Here is a 17,746-nt window from a genome sequence, read left to right on the forward strand (position 1 = left end):
TATAAGGCAGTATCTAGTGACACATGGACAACCTATTGCCATCGAACTCAAGCAGATCGATAAGCGATTTGGCGCGGTGCACGCCAACAAAACTATCGACCTCAAAGTTCCGCAAGGCACGATTCACGGCATCATTGGTGAAAATGGTGCAGGCAAGTCCACTCTTATGAGTATTATTTACGGTTTTTACCACGCAGATGCAGGCGAGATGACCGTCAATGGCGAACGTTACAAGCCAGCGAACTCTCAAGAAGCCATCAAGGCAGGCATCGGCATGGTGCACCAACACTTTATGTTGGTGGAAACTTTTACCGTACTCGAGAACATTGTTCTCGGCGCTGAAGATGGATGGAAGCTACAAGAGAGTCTTGGCAAGGCTAAGAAGAAACTCAAAGCACTGGCCGAAGATTATGGTTTGGAAGTCCCTTTAGACGCCATTGTTGGCGAGCTTCCGGTAGGTCTTCAGCAGCGAGTGGAAATCTTAAAAGCGCTCTATCGCGGAGCAAAGATCTTGATCCTCGATGAGCCAACCGGCGTGCTTACTCCTCAAGAAGCGGATCACTTATTTAAGATCCTCGACAAACTGCGTCAGCAAGGTACCACTATTATGATCATCACGCACAAGCTGCGTGAAGTATTGGCGATCACCGATAACATCTCCGTTATGCGCCAAGGGGCGATGGTAGAGCATGTTGTTACCGCCGACACCAATAAAGAGCAACTGGCTGAGCTGATGGTGGGACGCAAAGTTCGCCTCAAAGTCGATAAGTCAGAAGCCACTCCAAAGAAAGAGCTGATCAAAGTCGACAACTTACAGTACTTCGATGACGCAGGCGTCGAGCGCGTGAAAAGCGTGAGCTTCGGAGTGCGTCAAGGCGAAGTCGTCGGTATCGCTGGTGTTTCTGGCAACGGGCAATCAGAAATACTCGCCCTGCTTTCCGGCATCCTCCAGCCTTATTCTGGGAGCATTGACATCAACGGCAGCCACATTGATAAGCACACCATGCTCGATCCGCAGCAAGTTCGCGCGATTGGTGTGGGGCATATTCCAGAGGATCGCCACAAACAAGGGCTTATCAACAAGTTCGAAGCGCAGGAAGCCTATATCCTTGGCTACCATCACCTGCCGCAATACAACAAAGGTCTTTTGCAAGACAAGCAGGCCATCAAAGAGAGCTGTCAGGCGAGCATGGATAAGTGGGATGTGCGTCCTAACGACACCACTCTGAAAACCGCTAACTTCTCCGGTGGTAACCAGCAAAAACTGGTGATTGCCCGTGAAATGGAGCAAAACCCGGATGTGCTTTTGGTCGGACAGCCAACCCGTGGGGTTGATATCGGCGCCATTGAATACATCCACCAGCAAATCATTGCAGCGCGTGATGCCGATAAGGCAGTACTTTTAGTCTCGGTAGAGCTTGATGAAATCTTAAGCCTTTCTGACCGAATTCTGGTCGTGTTCGATGGCGCGATTGTCGGCGAAGTTTCGATTAAAGATGCCGATGAGAAAACCTTAGGTCTTATGATGGCAAACATCATGCCTGACCACCTTAAATCGGCAGCCGCCGATCAGCCACAAGGAGAAAGTGCATGAGCCAAGCAAAAGTTCCAGCTTGGGTAACCGTGGCTCTGCTACCAGCGATTAACGTGTTGGTGGCGTTCCTAGTGTCTGCCCTGCTGTTTATGTATATCGACATCAATCCGATTGATGCCGCAAAAGTGATGTGGACGGGTGCCTTTGGCTACGCCGAAGGCTTTGGCTACACCATGTATTACGCCACAGGCTTTATTTTTACCGGACTTGCTGTTGCCGTCGCGTTTCACGCGGGTCTGTTTAACATCGGTGGTGAAGGTCAAGCTTACATTGGTGGCCTCGGTGTCGGTCTTATCTGTCTCACCTTAGGCGAATATGCCCCTTGGTATATTGTGTTTCCGGTAGCGATTGTTGTCGGCGGCTTATTTGGCGCAGCTTGGGCATTTATCCCTGCTTACTTACAAGCCAAACGCGGCTCACACATCGTGATCACCACCATCATGTTTAACTTTATTGCCTCATCGCTGATGGCGTATTTGTTGGTCGATATCCTCAAGCCAGAAACGACAATGGCAACAGAAAGCCGTGTCTTTGCAGTTTCAAGTTGGCTACCAAAGATGCATGAGATCCTCGCGGTCGTTGGGATTGAGATGGCACCAAGCCCAATGAACCTGAGCTTTATCTTTGCTCTTTTATGCTGTGTGTTTGTGTGGCTACTGATGTGGCACTCACGCTGGGGTTACGAAATCCGCTCTGTGGGCTCTAACCCATCAGCTGCTGATTACGCAGGCATCAAGTATGTGAAAATCATCATCTTAACCATGCTTATCTCTGGCATGTTGGCAGGCTTCTTTGGCCTCAACGTACTTCAAGGTGAACTGCACCAAATCAAGCTGAACTTCGTTGAAGGCTTTGGCTTTACCGGTATCGCTGTCGCACTTATGGGTCGTAACCACCCGGTAGGTGTACTGCTGGCAAGCTTGCTGTTCGGCTTCTTATACCAAGGCGGTGCGGAGCTGAGCTTTGAGTACGGTGTTGACCGAAACATCGTTGTGGTACTGCAAGGTTTGGTGATCCTATTCTCTGGCGCACTGGAGCACATGTTCCGTCCTTCTCTAGAGAGAACCTACCTCAAACTGTTCGGCAAAAAACAAGCTGAACAACAAGCAGAGAAAGGAGTCGCTTGATTATGTTTGAAACGATTATTCTCATGCTTGATGCCACAATGCGTGTGGCAACCCCGCTTATCCTTGCCTCACTTGCCGGTATGTTTTGTGAACGCTCGGGTATCGTTAACATCGCTCTAGAAGGCAAGTTGCTCGCGTCGGCGTTTGCTGGTGCAGCTATGGCACATATTACTGGCTCGGCTTGGCTTGGTCTGTTTGCAGGCATTGGCGTATCTGTGTTACTTGCCCTGCTCCACGGCTTTGCTTCGATCACCCACCGCGGAGATCAAGTGGTCAGTGGTATGGCAATCAACATCCTCGCTGCCGGTCTCACCATTACCCTTGGTCGTCACTGGTTCCAACAAGGTGGTCAAACACCAGCACTATCTGGCAACGCACGATTTGCGCCTATCACCTTCCCGGGTGCTGATGCGGTTGCGGATGTGCCTGTGCTTGGTCTGCTTTACTCAGAGCTTATCAGTGGTCACTCGATTCTGGTTTACATGGTGGTGTTCATCGTCCCAGCTTGCTGGTACCTGCTATTTAAGACGCGCTTTGGACTTCGTCTGCGCGCGGTAGGCGAGTCACCATCAGCCGTTGATACCGCGGGTATCTCAGTGGTTCGTATGCGTTATGCTGCGGTCGCTATTTGTGGCGTACTGGTGGGTATCGGTGGCGTTTATTTGTCTGTAGCACAAACGGCGCAGTTCATTCCTAACATGAGTGCAGGTAAGGGCTATATGGCTCTGGCGGCGCTTATCTTTGGTAAATGGCGACCGTTTACGGCAATGGCTGCGTGTTTGCTGTTTGGCTTCTTAGACGCATTAGCGATTCGTATGCAGGGTGTATCGATTGGTGATTTCCCAGTTCCTGTACAAGCGATTGAAGCGATTCCGTATGTGTTGACGGTGTTCTTGTTGGCTGGGTTTATTGGTAAGGCGGTGGCGCCTAAGGCGATTGGGGTGCCTTATACTAAGGAGCGTGAGTAGAGCGCTGCTAACGCTTCGCGTTTACCCCCTCTAACTCCCCCTTATTAAGGGGGAGAACCTCGGGCTCGCTCCTATCGTCGCATCGCTGAACAACTATAGTCAGGCGACGCGTTAGCGAGCCAGTAGTTCCTCCCCTTTATAAGGGGAGGCTAGGAGGGGTAGGCTCTTAACTCCCCCCACTCGCCAAACAAAAAAAGCCGCTCTCCCGAGCGGCTTTCCCATTCAATCAACCAGCATTAGTGCTCACGCGTCGCACGGAACTTAACATCTGGGAAACGCTCTTGCGCTAGGTTCAAGTTCACCATAGTCGGTGCAACATAGCTTAGGTTGTTGCCACCATCCAACGCTAGGTTGGTTTGGTTCTTACGCTTGAACTCTTCGAGCTTCTTATCGTCATCACACTCAATCCAGCGTGCTGTCGCAACGTTCACGCTCTCGTAGATCGCTTCAACGTTGTACTCAGATTTTAGACGCGCAACAACCACGTCAAACTGAAGCACACCAACCGCGCCAACGATCAGGTCGTTGTTCTGTAGTGGACGGAATACCTGTACTGCACCCTCTTCAGATAGCTGAACCAGACCTTTCAGTAGCTGCTTCTGCTTCAATGGATCTTTTAGGCGAATACGGCGGAATAGCTCCGGTGCGAAATTTGGAATGCCAGAGAACTTCAGTGATTCACCTTGAGTGAAGGTATCACCAATCTGGATAGTACCGTGGTTGTGAAGACCAATGATATCACCAGCATAAGCATTTTCTGCTCGCGCACGGTCGCCCGCCATAAAGGTTACTGCGTCAGAGATGCTGACGTTTTTACCAGTGCGAACGTGGTTCATCTTCATACCTTGCTTGTAGGTACCTGATACGATACGCATGAAGGCGATACGGTCGCGGTGCTTAGGATCCATGTTTGCTTGGATCTTAAATACGAAACCAGAGAACTTGTCTTCTGTTGCTTCAACGTCACGCTCATTTGCTTGACGTGTTTGTGGCGCTGGAGCCCACTTAGTCAGACCATCTAGCATGTGGTCAACACCGAAGTTACCAAGAGCAGTACCGAAGTAAACTGGCGTCAGTTCGCCTTTTAAGAATGACTCTAGGTCAAACTCAGGGCATGCGCCCATTACTAGCTCAAGCTCTTCGCGCACGCTCTCTGCGAGATCAGCACCTACGGCTTCATCAAGATCTGGGTTATCAAGACCTTTGATGATGCGTACTTCTTGGATTTCGTGACCGTGGCCAGATTCGTAAAGAATCGTTTCGTCACGGTGGATGTGATAAACACCTTTAAACTCTTTACCACAACCAATTGGCCAAGAGATTGGCGCACACATCATGCCAAGTTCGCTTTCTACTTCGTCCAATACTTCCATTGGGTCACGAACGTCACGGTCGAGTTTGTTCATGAAGGTAACGATAGGCGTATCGCGAAGACGGGTAACTTCCATCAGTTTACGAGTACGATCCTCGACACCTTTCGCAGCGTCGATAACCATCAAGCAAGAGTCTACCGCCGTTAGTGTACGATAAGTATCTTCCGAGAAGTCTTCGTGTCCTGGGGTATCGAGAAGGTTTACCAAGCAGTCGTTGTATGGAAACTGCATCACGGAAGTTGTTACCGAGATACCACGCTCTTTTTCCATTTCCATCCAGTCCGACTTCGCGTGCTGTGCACTGCCACGGCCTTTTACTGTACCTGCTTTCTGAATCGCGTTTCCGAATAACAGTACTTTTTCAGTAATGGTGGTTTTACCCGCATCCGGGTGAGAGATGATCGCAAACGTTCTACGCTTAGAAACTTGTTGCAAAAATTGAGGATTTGACATGAATCTCGATCTTCTTGATTTGTAGAATAGCGTTTGAAGGCATTGGCTCAACCACTACTCGAAGGCGTCGAAAAAATAATGGGCGCTATTTTCACCGATCTAGCTTTGATTCTCAATCACTAGTTTCCCTCAGGCCGTCTTATCTCCGGACAGCTGATTGATATGGGAGGCTTTGTCTCTGAAGTTAACTGCTGCGCCGCAAGAATCATCGTCACGATGATTTTGGGGCTGGAGCCTTCCAGCCCACTTTTTTGATCATAACTGCCAAGCATGGCCGACGGTAATATAGTACGCCCACTCTTCTGGCCCTTTAGCTGCGTCGACACCCACCCTCATATTCAGTTGGCGCGCAACTAAATAGCGAAAACCACCACCGACAACGCTTTGATACTCCGCATCAGAAAAACTCTGACCATCCTCAACTGCTTTACCCGTTCCTGTAAACCCAACAATCGACCAACGTGGCGTCACATCATAGCGAGCTTCAAGCTCAGCCAAGGCCATGTCTTGGCCTTGGTAGCGCATCGCGGCAATACCACGCATATTGATAAAAGGACGTGCATAGTATGGCGCATCGTCGCTCACCGTTTGATAGTCGCCACGCACACCGATGATGAGATCCTCTCGCACTGGCGCAAAGTAATTCACCTGAGCTCGCGCTTTTTGGTAATCCACATCGCCGCCAAAGGCTGTATTGTGAAAATCCGTACTGAATTTCGCTTTTAGGCCATCATTAGGGGTAAAGATCGTATCGCGGCTATCGTAAGTCACTTTTAATTCGACACCAGCGTCTTCAAGATCGAAATCGATCGGTGGGATACCCGGAATGGCATTGCCTATATCAAATGTACTTTTAGAAGAAAGAAGTGAGTATTTCGCACCGACAAACCAATTGCTGCCGGCAATCCGATAATCGATATCTTGCATAAAGTAGAGACCATCGATGTTGAAATCGAACGGCACATCGCCTTGGTAATACTTTAAGTTGAACGAGCCGTAAAATAGACCGCCTTGGTAACGCCACGCATCTTCCTGCCAAGAGCCAAAGTGAAACGCTCCTGTGAGCCAAGAGCCATTTTCGGTTCCCGCGGCAGCGACCGCTGTCACGCTAGGTGGCAATCCAACGACTTCATCAGGGTTTTCTTTACGAAGCTGCTTGCGCTTTTCAGACTCATGGAAAAACAACATTGCAGCACCACCACCGACGCCGACCGCAGGATCAGTGATGATGATAGGTACCGGCATAAAACCAATAGCATTGTCCAACACCCATTGACTGGCATCGAACATACCGTCTTTGGGGTCAATGAATTGCTGCATCGCCCCTACATTTGTAGAAACACATAAGGCTGAAATAGCTGCCAGAAATATCTTACTATTCGTCTTTTCCATGACCTCTCCTTGCACGCAAAACGCACAATATCACTGAGTATTGATAGTTACATAATAATCACGTTTAGGTAACAAAAACCACTGAGTTAGCGGCATTTTTTAGTAAAAATGTCAGCCTATCCGCTCGCTGTAAGCATTTAGCTCGTCTATAGTTAGTAGTGATAAGTCCATGGTTTAGGTTATTATTTTAACGGCATGCATACCTTTATATTGGTATGAGTAGCGAGTGATATCTAGTTTTTCATCAAGAAGTGAACTCGTTACTATTTTTCAATGTCCTAAAGTGGCAAAATACGCAGATCCTACAAAAAGAGAGTCAGAAACGGTGTCAGAACAAGCTCCATTAGATATTCGAATCGAAGAAAATCAAACCCGTGTGAAGGATCAACTTAATCGTATTCTTTCCAGTAAAGCGTTCGACCAAAGCCCGAAGATGAAGCAGTTACTCTCTTTCGTCGTCGAACAGACTTTGGCGGGCAATGGAGATCGACTCAAACAGTTCACCATCGCGACCGAAGTGTTTGATCGTGATGCCGACTTTGATCACCAAGCTGACCCAATTGTACGTATTCAAGCGGGGCGTGTTCGCCGCACACTTGAAACCTATTACCTAACGGAAGGGGTAAACGACCCGTTGGTGCTATCGATCCCTAAAGGTCGTTATAGCCCGATTTTTACCCCGCAGATCCCTCAAGCGGCACGTCAATCAACTACACTAGCCCAAATGGTGGGTGACACCAATAAGGCACTCAACCCAACTCTGACTGTACTGCCGTTTTTGTCGCTCTCCGATGATGCCGAGAAGCGCTTCTTCGCCGAAGGTTTTGGTGAAGAGCTTGCCACTGAGCTAGCCCGTTTTGACATGCTTAAAGTGGTATCGATGCACGCGCTGGGTGACACCAATATCGACCCTCGCACCTCTGCTGACGTAAAAGGTCTGGGCGAAAAACTCAATGTCTCTTTTATCACCTCAGGCACTATGCAAGCCCTTGGCAACAAGGTACGCATTTACGCTAAGCTTTATCGCACTGACAGCGGTGAGCAAGTCTGGGCTGAGAAGTACACCTGCGATTTAGCCACCGACGATTTGTTCTCTGTGCAAGATGACATCATCGCCGAAATCGTCGCTGAGCTTGCTTCAAGCTTTGGCATTATCCACCGTGAGATCTACGCCAGCTGCAATCAGAAAAAGATTGAGCATCTGTCGACGTACGAAGCAACCTTGCGCTATCGTCATTACCTCATGACACTGACCGAAGATACCCACCTGCAAGCGATGCAGGCACTACTAAGCGCGGTGCAAAACGAACCGGATATTGCCCTGCTACATGCCATGCTGGCCGTGCTCTATTTCGATGCCGAAATGCTCGGTATGGGACAGGTAGACAATGCAGTAGAAACCGGTCTGAATCACGCTCGTCGTGCCGTGGAGCTTGAACCAAGCAACCAAGAAGCACAAATGGCGATGCTGATGGCGTATCAGCTAAAAGACGATGTGAGCGGCATTATCGAAACCGTTGATAAAGTACTCGCTATCAACCCGAATGCCGCCTATCAAATTGGCCTATGTGGCTGGGCATTGTGCATGGCGGGAGAGTTTGAACGCGGCCTTGAGCTTCTAGAAAACTCCAAAGCGCTCAACCCATTCCGCCCGCCGTGGTTTTCATTGGTTTCTGTGGTGTACAAAATCATGCAAGACGACTTTGACGGCGCGGAAAAATCCATCAGTAAGCTGTCGCTACGCCGCCTATTCTGGGTACCGATGCTGAAAGCTGTGATTCAAGTGTACAAAGGCGAGTTCAAACAAGCTCAAGCCAGCTACAAAGAGATGCTACAAATCCGTCCTGACTTTGAGGGCAATGAAGAGCGCTACCTAGGTGCGTTTATCTCCAGCCCCGCGATTAAGAACAAGCTGCTTGAAGGGCTTGCTCGTTTGTAATCCAAAGGAAGCAAATAGTAGATAGCAAAAGAGAGCCAAACGGCTCTCTTTTTAGTTTACGGTTCATTAGGTTGACAGTCAGTGCGAGCTAGTAATCGTAGATATCATCTTCATACGCCTCTTCAAGATAGTCCTCTTCGATTTGCTCCTCGACTATCTCTTCCGCGATGTACTCTTCTTCAATGATCTCTTCTGCCACCACTTCTTCGGCAATGTACTCTTCTTCGATATACTCTTCGGCCAAGTATTCTTCTGCGATGTACTCATCTTCAATGATCACATCGGTGGCTACTTCGCACTCAGCTTCATAATACGCGCCATCAATTGCACCGCCAACCGCGCCAGCGCCGCCGCCGATTAAGGCTCCCGTTTTTGCACCATCACTGCCATCAACAATGCCGCCAACAATCGCACCTGTAACCGCACCATCGACTGCACCAACGACAGCACCTTCGGCTTCTTGATCACAGTAGTAACCAAAGCTCATCGAGCTTAGCATCATCAAACAGGCACCAATAATTAGACTTAACTTGTTCATTCTACTCTCCTACTGCGCAAGCTGGTTGTAAGCATCGATACTCATGCCTGCGCTAAATCCGCCGTCGACACCAATCGACTGACCATTCACAAAACTGCTGTCTTCTGACGCTAAAAAGTGCACCACCGCCGCGACTTCCTCTGGCTTCGCAATGCGCCCAAGTGGTACTGCACGTTTTTCCATTCGAAGCTGAGGCTCACCGCCTGACGCGTAAGCGCGCGGGGTATCAACAGAGGTTGGGCACACGGCATTGACGCGAATTTGCTTAGTGCCAAGCTCAAGTGCCGCGGTTTGGGTAATGCCTAACACCGCCCATTTAGAGCTGGCAAGCGCGCCAAGATATGGCACCCCTTGAGTACCCGCCACAGAAGCGATATTAATAATGCTGCTGCCCTTTGGCATGTATGGCACCGCATGTTTAATGGTGAGTGCAGTACCCAGCGCGTTGACTTCAAAGTTGGCGTTATATTCGGACTTTTTGGATTCCATAATGGTGCTGTAACCATTGGTCGAGCCCGCACAGTTCACCAGTACATCAATTTGCCCAAAACGTTCAAACGCAATCGCCATCAACTCACTTAATGAAAACTCATCGGTGACGTCGGCATAGACATAGTGTGCCTCTAGGGTTTGCAATTCTGGTTCATTGGCATTGATGCCAGCAATCATCAGTTTGGCGCCAGCATTGATTAGACGTTTGGCTATCGCTTCACCGATACCCGAAGTACCACCAATTAACACCACAACTTTGTCTGTGAGCTGAAAAGGCATAGACATTGTTCTGCGTCCTCATTGATTAAACAGGGTTAAAATTTCACTGTGAACCAGTGTAACGATTGAGCGCATTTGACAGCAGTTAGTAACTGGAAACGATCCAGTAACAGGCAGTAAATAAGTTGAAAAATAAATGAATTTTATTAATGAAGGGATTTTTGAAGTATGAGACTAAGGCATCCTTGCCTTAGAGTTGAGAGGAACTGTTTTGACTACCGGGTTAGAAGAACCAAGTCGCACCAATGCGAACTTCACGGTTGCCATCAAGGTGTTTCATGCGTGACTCGCCACCCGCTTTGAAGAAGTGCTCTGAGTAGGTCAGGTTACCCCAAATACTGCCGTCAGATGTTAGCGGTACACCACCTTCAAAGTTAAGCTCAAGCGACTGCTCGTTCTTACCGAATGCGTTGTTGTAGTTAGCATATTGTGGGTTCACTGTTACGTAGTGACCTTGCTCTGATAGGTAGAACGAGTTGAACCAGTTTGCTTGCCAACCGTTCTCTGAACGACCGTTGTCGTACTCGTTACGCATCAAAGCCACATTTGGGTAAGAAACCCAGTTTTCAAACGGGGTGATCACTTTCGCGACCGCACCGACTGCTGCCGTTTGCTCAGTGCCGCTTTGTTTCGCTACCCAGTTAGAGCCATAGCTGATGTAATCAAGCGAGAAACCAATTTCAGGAAGCACTTCTGAGCCAGTCGCGTGTACTTGGAAGTAACGTGCACGGATACGAGACAGACCAAAGTCCTTCGACTTACCGTCTTGTCCGTCTAGGTTGGTTTGAAAATCAGTTTCAAATTGACCTAGGTAACCGATGTTCTCGTTATACGAACCTGCCATGTTCAATTGCAAGCGAGTTAGGCCATCTTTGCCTTTCGCGCCAGAATCGAATTTTAGGTAGGTTTGTGGGCGAGTTACATCAGCAGGATCATTCGTTTGCTCTTCAGTAGCTTGCGCATTGAACGCTAGCGCGGCAAGAATTGCTGCAGAAAGAGTAGAAAAGTGCTTCATGTTTTTAATCCCATGATTATCAATAATTGCTGGGAAGTATGAAGCACTGGTAGGGTAATCGAAGTAACTCTGGGTAATGTAACCTATATACAAACCAGAAGGATGAACATCATTTCTATCGCTACATTTTATACATGATGGACAATAGAACTACCTCGGCGTCCGACCGTCACTACACTGAAAACATGAAGTGATAGCACATGATGACTGCGTCTTCGCGCCCGTGCTCAGTTGGGTAATAGTCTCGGCGTCTGTCTACTTCGTTGAAGCCTTCTGATAGGTAAAGCGACACTGCGGCGCTATTACTTTCACGCACTTCAAGCCAAGCGCTGTCAGCTTGGCAAGACTCACAGTAGGCCAATAGGTGCTGAATCAACTGACGGCCATAACCTTGTCCTTGATGACGCGGCGACACTGCAACGTTGAGTAATGAAACTTCCCCTACCACATTCTGAGCGTAGAAGTAGCCCACCACTTTATCATCTTCAAGCATCACCACATTGTGGGCACCACGTCCATTTAGCTCAGTAAGCATCGACGTTTTCCAAGGGTGGCTGTGGGCTTGCTGCTCAATCGCGATGACATCATCAAGGTGTGTTTCACTCATCTGAGTGAAGCTAATATTACTGTTTGGCACGGATTTGATTCCAAAGTTGACGCTTGTGGGCATCTTGACCTTCTATCTCTGCCAGCGGTGGCGAGATTAAAGTACGTGGTGATTGGTTGAGCTGCTTGGCATGTTGTTCTGTCCATTGACCCAGCCGCTGTTGCGCCGATTCAACGCCACAAAGCCAAATCCAACCCGGCATCGGCTCTGCATCCAATTGACTGAGCATGTCCGGCGTAATATGCAGCGCCTGTGACAGTTCAAGCTTCATCGCTTTGAGGATCTTTTCGAAAAAGGCAACCTTGTCACCTTGTGGTTTCATCGGCGAGACAAGTAACAACTGACAAGATTCGGGCAAAGAAAAGCGAGCCTGAGCACTGTGCGGTAGTCGCTCAGGATGTGTCAATTCCCAGGTCTGGATCCCCATCAACTGTAACGTAGTGCGGTTATGCATAGATTGGCCTGTTCTCAGAGTTGAGCAAAGATGTTGCGCCGTCAGAGGCGATTGAGCGAAGTGTAACAGAGCAGATAGGGTTAGCCAAACGACGAGCCCTTCCAAAAACGTATGTAGGCCATAAGGGTATGGCCTACGATTAACGACAAACTTAGGCTGAGGTCGATTACAACTCTAAGAATTCAGGACTGTACTCAATGGTGCCCGTTTTGCCTTCCAATAACTCTGGAATCGTCTGTTCGGTTAATGACTGCACTTGGAATGCGCCCTCTGGCACTTCCCACTGGCACTTTAAGCCAAACTCACTGGCAGAGGTAAAACCAAATTTCGAGTAGTAGTTCGGGTCACCTAGCACCACACAAGCAGGATAACCAAAATCGAGTAACGTTTCGAATGCCTCTTTAACCAAAGCTTTCGCGATACCTTTACCTTGGTGTGACGTCGCCACAGCAAGTGGTGCAAGCCCTTGCCAAGACAGCTCTTCGCCATCTATCGATACTGGTGTAAACAGTACATGACCAATCACCTCGCCTTCATCACTGCACGCAACCAAAGAGAGCGTTAATCGGCTGTTTTCACGCAGCACCATGACCAGATTGGCTTCGGCGTCGGTTTCAAACACCGACTTCAGTAGGCGGTCAATCGCCAATATGTCGGCAGGTGCCTCAGTTCGAATAAGCATTGGACACCTCTTTCACCTCAGAGTCGGGTTGCAACCCTTTATGTACAAATTCAGCTAAGTGCATGAGTGCAGATAGCATCGGCTTTGGCAGCGCATCAAGATCGACACTGTCCATCAAGTTTTTCACTTCTAGACCCAACTCAGTATCGCCTTCGATACTTAAGCGGCGTTGGAAGAATAACGTATCCGGGTCTTCTTTACGACCAGCGATCAAAACTAAGTCATTGAGATTACCGCTGAAGCTGACATCTTCTTGTGGCTCAAAATCGGCAACAATCAGTGATTCATCGCTGTAGGAAATGTACCAACTGAGGTTTAGATCACGAATATGAACTTTCAACCACTTGTCTTCAAGAAATTCGAAGTCACCATCCTCAAGTGCTTCTTTAAAAACGGTTTTTAGTCCTTCAAGCAAGGCACGATTCTGAATTTTGTTCGGCAGAAAATGGACTGGAGATCGCAAAATTTGTGCTGCGTTTTTAACTAGTTGACTACGAATCTTGTCTAACACGCGGTTTTTCCGTTAGTTTGTACTTAAGAAACGCCATAATACGGTATTCGTACAAAAAAAATCCTGTTGTGCGTCAAAAATTTTTTGCTTTTGTCTTAACCCTTTCCTAACCGATAAATCACAGTTATAGTGTGTGGGTTACTGATATATAAGCGCTTCAGAGAACTGGTAGTACATTGATGTCATCCAAATTGTTAAAGGAATACTTTGCTAAGTTAACGTCTAATAGCCCCTTCTTTTTTGCTATTTTAGACGACGAGCACCGTTATTGGATGGTCAATGATCGCTACTGCGATGTGGCCGGACTTACTCACAGCGACCTCATAGGCATGAATGATCATGAGGTACTTGGCACCCGTTTCTACCACCAGCTCAAACCTTATTACGAACGCGCCTTTCTTGGTGAGTCGATTGAGGCAGAAGTCACACTCGACGAATCGGACATCGAATCTAGCCTGCATTTTAGTGTCTCTCCCATTGAGCTCAATGGTGTGGTTGAGTATGTGGTTTTTCATGCTATTGATACCTCTGAAAAACAGATCATTACCCGTTCACTCGAAGAGTCTGAAACTAAGTTTTTAAAGCTGACAGAGCTGATTCCTGATGGGCTATTGTTAGTCGAAGATGGTTGTATTATCTCAGCCAACCCAGCGTCGGCACGACTATTTGGTTACTCAAGCCAAAGTGATTTACTGGGCGAGTCACTCACGCGTTTGCTTCGCAACGAAAGTGATAACCAGCGAGTGCAACTCGATCTGCATCAGGTCAATGCCAAAGTGCCACTGCACTTTATGACCAGTGAGTATTGTGGCATCCAACGACGCTTGGCGTTGCATGTCGACACTGCGAATTTATTTGGTGCCAATGCGCACTTAATCTTAGTGCAAGACCTAGATGAAAAGCCAAGCCCAGTGACACAAACCAGTCACGAAGATGCCAACATTGATGCGCTAACGAAACTCTATAATCGCCTTGGTTTTACCCGCTGTCTCGATCATTTTATTGAGGCTGGTACGCCGTTTGTCATGCTCTATCTGGACATAGACAACTTTAAAAATATTAACGATTCACTTGGCCACCACATTGGTGACCGAGTTATCCAAGAAGTGTCGGCACGTCTTAAGCGCTACTTGCCGCAAGAGGCGGTGCTCGCTCACTTAGGCGGTGATGAATTTGGCATCATTTTGCCGGAACCCGATAGCAATATCGCTGCCGACGAACTGGCAGAAAAAATCATCGGCTTAATTAATCAGCCCTTCGATCTACACCACTTTAGCAAACGACTCGCCTGCTCCATCGGTAGCGTACAATCGCCGAACGACGGCAATGATGCGCGTATCCTGCTGCAAAATGCCGACACTGCAATGTACGAAGCCAAGGCGCGCGGTCGTAACCGATTAGTCAAGTTCAATGACCAGATGAACAAAGAGGCGCGAATGCGTCTATGGCTGGAAATTGAACTGCAAAAGGCGCTGCAACAAAATGGCCTCGAGGTTTGGTATCAGCCTAAAGTTAACGCGCGCGATTTCAGCATCAATGGCGCAGAAGCTCTGGTGCGTTGGAAGCACCCTGTAGAAGGCTACATCAGCCCAGCCTCTTTCATCCCAGTTGCTGAGCAAGCGGGCTTGATCGAAAGTCTTGGCCGCGTGGTCATGCGCGATGTGTTTACTACCGTTAAACGCTGGAAGCTACAGGGCATTTTACCAGGTCGCGTGGCGATCAACTTATCCCCAGAGCAGTTTGGTAACCCTAAACTCATTGATTATATGGAGCGCCTACTGCGCAGCACTGGACTCGATCCTAGCTGCATTACCTTCGAGTTGACCGAAAGTGCCGTCATGAGCAACAGCGAACACACGCTGCAAATGCTGAACTCTATTAAAAAGCTTGGCTTTGCACTGTCGATTGATGACTTTGGGACGGGCTATTCTTCGCTCTCGTATCTGGCTCATTTCCCTATTGATGAACTTAAGATCGACCGCGCTTTCATCATGGATATTGATACCCTGCCTAAGCAGCTAACGGTGATTGAAAACATCATCAACTTAGGTAAATCACTCAACTTGTCTGTGGTGGCCGAAGGGGTGGAAACGCGTCATCAGGCGACGCTGCTGTCAAATCTCAACTGTAACTCTATTCAGGGTTTCCACTTCCACCGTCCGCAGCCTAAGCACGAAGTGGAAGCGCTATTTGCCCAAAATCGTCGCCACCGAAACTAGTTATAATTGTTATCCAAAGAGGCCCGATGTTGACCTTTCAGCAAACTTACCTCTTTGGTGTTAATTCATTGCTTATTAAGCGAAACCTGCCTTATATCAAACTCGCCTACAGTAACTTTTCATAAAATGCGCTCTACTGAAAGAATTATGGTATTGAGCATATGGAACTCTTATGCCCAGCGGGTAACTTACCTGCATTAAAAACGGCAATTGATTGCGGTGCCGACGCCGTCTATATCGGCTTTAAAGACGACACCAATGCCCGTCACTTTGCGGGTCTTAACTTTACAGGTAAGAAGCTTGAGCGCGCGGCTCAATATGTTCACGACCACAACAAGAAACTGCACATAGCACTGAACACGTTCGCTCACCCGAATGGATTTGAACGCTGGACTAACGCGGTCGATCAAGCCGCCGATCTCGGTGTGGATGCGTTGATCGTTGCCGATATCGCAGTACTCGATTATGCAGCAAACAAATATCCGGATCTTGAACTGCACCTATCCGTTCAAGCCTCAGCGACCAACGTGGCAGCCATCGACTTCTATCACAAGAACTTCAATGTCAAACGCGTCGTACTGCCGCGCGTGCTGTCGATCCATCAAGTAAAACAGCTCTCTCGAAACATGACCTCTGATGTCGAGTTAGAAGTGTTTGCCTTCGGCAGCCTTTGTATTATGTCGGAAGGTCGCTGCTACCTATCTTCTTACCTGACAGGCGAATCACCAAACACAGTAGGCGCATGTTCTCCGGCAAAATATGTACGCTGGCAAGAAACAGAAACCGGCTTAGAATCACGTCTAAATGACATTCTGATTGACCGCTACGCACAAGGTGAAAACGCCGGCTACCCTACTTTGTGTAAAGGCCGATTTGAGGCGGAAGTGGATGGTGAGCGTAAGCGCTACCATGCTCTTGAAGAGCCAACCAGCCTGAATACCTTATCTATGCTACCTGAGCTGTTTGCTGCCAATGTTGCATCAGTGAAAATTGAAGGCCGCCAACGCAGTCCTGCCTACGTAGAGCAAGTGACTCGTACTTGGCGTGAAGCGATTGATATGTACCAACGTAATCCAGAGCAATACCAGGTAAAACCAAGCTGGGACAACGCTCTGGCGAACGTTTCTGAAGGTACACAAACCACTCTCGGTGCTTACCACCGTAAGTGGCAATAAGGAGCAAACGACATGAAATATGCATTAGGCTCACTGCTGTACTTTTGGCCAAAGCAAGATGTAGAGAGCTTCTACGAGCAAGCAAAATCTAGCTCTGCCGATATCATCTATTTGGGTGAGAGCGTTTGTTCCAAACGCCGTGAGATGAAACCTGCTCATTGGTTTGATATTGCTAAAGAGCTCAGCGCATCTGGTAAGCAAGTGGTGCTGTCCACTATGGCACTGCTCGAAGCGCCGAGTGAAGTAAATATTATGAAAAAGTACATCGACAACGGTGACTTTGCGATTGAAGCTAATGACGTGTCCGCTATCCAACTGGCTAGCGAAAGCAAGGTACCCTTTGTCGTGGGACCTGCGGTCAACACCTACAACGCCCGCACGCTGCAGCTGTTTGCTAAGCAAGGCATGATTCGTTGGTGTATGCCAGTCGAGCTGTCACGAGAGTGGCTTGAGAACGCCATGAACCAAGCAGACGACTTAGGCATCCGCGGTCAATTCGAAGTAGAAGTGTTTAGCCACGGTTATCTGCCGTTAGCTTACTCTGCACGCTGCTTCACTGCTCGCGCGGAAAACCGAGCGAAAGATGACTGCGAAACCTGCTGTATTAAATACCCGACAGGCCTTCAAGTAGAGAGCCAAGAAGGTCAGTCAGTATTCAATCTAAACGGAATCCAAACGCAATCTGGTTATCAGTACAACCTAATCAACGACCTTAAATCGATGGAAGGCTTGGTTGATGTTGCACGTTTGAGCCCACTTGGACTGGATACCTTTGCAGAAGTGGATCGTTTCAGAGCCAATGAAGACGGCAGCAATCCACAAGCCTCGCTCGATCGCCAGTGCAACGGCTACTGGCACCAGATTGCTGGCCTCGATATTAAGCAAATCTAAACCAAAGAGCCTCGCTAATCAGCGAGGCTCTTTTTCA

General features: G+C 48.4%; 16 protein-coding genes. 7 read left to right on the plus strand and 9 right to left on the minus strand.

Features of this window, described 5'->3' with window-relative positions:
* Positions 1–16 precede the first annotated feature (16 nt).
* Genes PG915_RS13395 through PG915_RS13405 form a run of 3 tightly spaced genes read left to right on the plus strand, consistent with a single transcriptional unit; the run spans position 17 to position 3,689 of the window.
* Positions 17–1,594 (plus strand): ABC transporter ATP-binding protein, encoded by a 1,578-nt coding sequence (locus tag PG915_RS13395; protein WP_353496961.1) that lies wholly within the window; start codon positions 17–19, stop codon positions 1,592–1,594.
* Complete coding sequence (locus PG915_RS13400) at positions 1,591–2,721, plus strand: ABC transporter permease (protein WP_353496962.1); 1,131 nt, start codon at positions 1,591–1,593, stop codon at positions 2,719–2,721. The genes PG915_RS13395 and PG915_RS13400 overlap by 4 nt, the downstream gene beginning before the upstream one ends.
* A 2-nt stretch (positions 2,722–2,723) precedes the next feature.
* Positions 2,724–3,689 carry an ABC transporter permease gene (locus PG915_RS13405; RefSeq protein ID WP_353496963.1) on the plus strand — a complete coding sequence of 322 codons (966 nt, stop codon included), beginning with the start codon at positions 2,724–2,726 and terminating at the stop codon, positions 3,687–3,689.
* Positions 3,690–3,925: 236 nt separating this feature from the next.
* On the opposite strand, the gene prfC is transcribed toward PG915_RS13405, so the two are convergent.
* Positions 3,926–5,515, minus strand: coding sequence for a peptide chain release factor 3 (prfC, locus tag PG915_RS13410; protein ID WP_353496964.1), 1,590 nt, complete (start codon positions 5,513–5,515; stop codon positions 3,926–3,928).
* A gap of 255 nt (positions 5,516–5,770) precedes the next feature.
* Positions 5,771–6,907: a BamA/TamA family outer membrane protein gene (locus PG915_RS13415; protein WP_353496965.1), complete on the minus strand. Its 1,137-nt coding sequence runs from the start codon at positions 6,905–6,907 to the stop codon at positions 5,771–5,773.
* 325 nt (positions 6,908–7,232) lie between these two features.
* On the opposite strand from PG915_RS13415, the gene PG915_RS13420 reads away from it, so the two are divergent.
* Complete coding sequence (locus tag PG915_RS13420; RefSeq protein WP_353496967.1) at positions 7,233–8,846, plus strand: transmembrane adenylate cyclase; 1,614 nt, start codon at positions 7,233–7,235, stop codon at positions 8,844–8,846.
* Positions 8,847–8,934: 88 nt separating this feature from the next.
* Here the strand turns inward: PG915_RS13420 and PG915_RS13425 are convergent, their stop codons facing one another.
* The 7 genes from PG915_RS13425 to ubiT all read right to left on the minus strand — a co-directional run bounded on the left by PG915_RS13425 (position 8,935) and on the right by ubiT (position 13,424).
* Complete coding sequence (locus PG915_RS13425; RefSeq protein WP_353496968.1) at positions 8,935–9,384, minus strand: hypothetical protein; 450 nt, start codon at positions 9,382–9,384, stop codon at positions 8,935–8,937.
* A 9-nt stretch (positions 9,385–9,393) separates the two neighbouring features.
* Positions 9,394–10,161: an SDR family NAD(P)-dependent oxidoreductase gene (locus PG915_RS13430; protein ID WP_353496969.1), complete on the minus strand. Its 768-nt coding sequence runs from the start codon at positions 10,159–10,161 to the stop codon at positions 9,394–9,396.
* A 217-nt stretch (positions 10,162–10,378) separates the two neighbouring features.
* The gene (locus tag PG915_RS13435) at positions 10,379–11,170 is read right to left on the minus strand and encodes a hypothetical protein (protein ID WP_353496970.1); all 792 of its coding nucleotides are present in this window, start codon (positions 11,168–11,170) and stop codon (positions 10,379–10,381) included.
* A 172-nt stretch (positions 11,171–11,342) separates the two neighbouring features.
* Positions 11,343–11,777: a ribosomal protein S18-alanine N-acetyltransferase gene (gene rimI, locus PG915_RS13440; RefSeq protein WP_353498728.1), complete on the minus strand. Its 435-nt coding sequence runs from the start codon at positions 11,775–11,777 to the stop codon at positions 11,343–11,345.
* A gap of 16 nt (positions 11,778–11,793) precedes the next feature.
* Positions 11,794–12,231 (minus strand): DNA polymerase III subunit psi, encoded by a 438-nt coding sequence (locus PG915_RS13445; protein WP_353496971.1) that lies wholly within the window; start codon positions 12,229–12,231, stop codon positions 11,794–11,796.
* Between the two features lie 166 nt (positions 12,232–12,397).
* A complete protein-coding gene (locus tag PG915_RS13450) occupies positions 12,398–12,913 on the minus strand; it encodes a GNAT family N-acetyltransferase (protein ID WP_353496972.1) in 516 nt (171 codons plus the stop codon).
* Positions 12,897–13,424 carry a ubiquinone anaerobic biosynthesis accessory factor UbiT gene (ubiT, locus tag PG915_RS13455; protein WP_353496973.1) on the minus strand — a complete coding sequence of 176 codons (528 nt, stop codon included), beginning with the start codon at positions 13,422–13,424 and terminating at the stop codon, positions 12,897–12,899. The genes PG915_RS13450 and ubiT overlap by 17 nt, the downstream gene beginning before the upstream one ends.
* A 179-nt stretch (positions 13,425–13,603) precedes the next feature.
* On the opposite strand from ubiT, the gene PG915_RS13460 reads away from it, so the two are divergent.
* The 3 genes from PG915_RS13460 (at position 13,604) to PG915_RS13470 (ending at position 17,709) form a co-directional block, all read left to right on the plus strand.
* Positions 13,604–15,643, plus strand: a complete 2,040-nt coding sequence (locus PG915_RS13460) for a putative bifunctional diguanylate cyclase/phosphodiesterase (RefSeq protein WP_353496974.1) — start codon at positions 13,604–13,606, stop codon at positions 15,641–15,643.
* 161 nt (positions 15,644–15,804) lie between these two features.
* Positions 15,805–16,818 carry a ubiquinone anaerobic biosynthesis protein UbiU gene (ubiU, locus tag PG915_RS13465; RefSeq protein WP_353496975.1) on the plus strand — a complete coding sequence of 338 codons (1,014 nt, stop codon included), beginning with the start codon at positions 15,805–15,807 and terminating at the stop codon, positions 16,816–16,818.
* 12 nt (positions 16,819–16,830) lie between these two features.
* Entirely contained in the window at positions 16,831–17,709 is an 879-nt protein-coding gene (locus tag PG915_RS13470; protein ID WP_353496976.1) for a U32 family peptidase, read from the plus strand.
* Positions 17,710–17,746: the final 37 nt, after the last annotated feature.

It is taken from the genome of Vibrio sp. CB1-14 (assembly GCF_040412085.2).
GTDB classification, from domain to species: domain Bacteria; phylum Pseudomonadota; class Gammaproteobacteria; order Enterobacterales; family Vibrionaceae; genus Vibrio; species Vibrio chaetopteri.

Bases quoted from the DNA above. Each gene is read 5' to 3' on its own strand.
- PG915_RS13415 (WP_353496965.1), bottom strand. From the start codon at position 6,907: ATGGAAAAGACGAATAGTAAGATATTTCTGGCAGCTATTTCAGCCTTA.
- PG915_RS13435 (WP_353496970.1), bottom strand. From the start codon at position 11,170: ATGAAGCACTTTTCTACTCTTTCTGCAGCAATTCTTGCCGCGCTAGCG.
- prfC (WP_353496964.1), bottom strand. From the start codon at position 5,515: ATGTCAAATCCTCAATTTTTGCAACAAGTTTCTAAGCGTAGAACGTTT.
- PG915_RS13405 (WP_353496963.1), top strand. From the start codon at position 2,724: ATGTTTGAAACGATTATTCTCATGCTTGATGCCACAATGCGTGTGGCA.
- PG915_RS13450 (WP_353496972.1), bottom strand. From the start codon at position 12,913: ATGCTTATTCGAACTGAGGCACCTGCCGACATATTGGCGATTGACCGC.
- PG915_RS13470 (WP_353496976.1), top strand. From the start codon at position 16,831: ATGAAATATGCATTAGGCTCACTGCTGTACTTTTGGCCAAAGCAAGAT.
- PG915_RS13460 (WP_353496974.1), top strand. From the start codon at position 13,604: ATGTCATCCAAATTGTTAAAGGAATACTTTGCTAAGTTAACGTCTAAT.
- rimI (WP_353498728.1), bottom strand. From the start codon at position 11,777: ATGAGTGAAACACACCTTGATGATGTCATCGCGATTGAGCAGCAAGCC.
- PG915_RS13425 (WP_353496968.1), bottom strand. From the start codon at position 9,384: ATGAACAAGTTAAGTCTAATTATTGGTGCCTGTTTGATGATGCTAAGC.
- ubiU (WP_353496975.1), top strand. From the start codon at position 15,805: ATGGAACTCTTATGCCCAGCGGGTAACTTACCTGCATTAAAAACGGCA.
- PG915_RS13430 (WP_353496969.1), bottom strand. From the start codon at position 10,161: ATGTCTATGCCTTTTCAGCTCACAGACAAAGTTGTGGTGTTAATTGGT.
- PG915_RS13445 (WP_353496971.1), bottom strand. From the start codon at position 12,231: ATGCATAACCGCACTACGTTACAGTTGATGGGGATCCAGACCTGGGAA.
- PG915_RS13400 (WP_353496962.1), top strand. From the start codon at position 1,591: ATGAGCCAAGCAAAAGTTCCAGCTTGGGTAACCGTGGCTCTGCTACCA.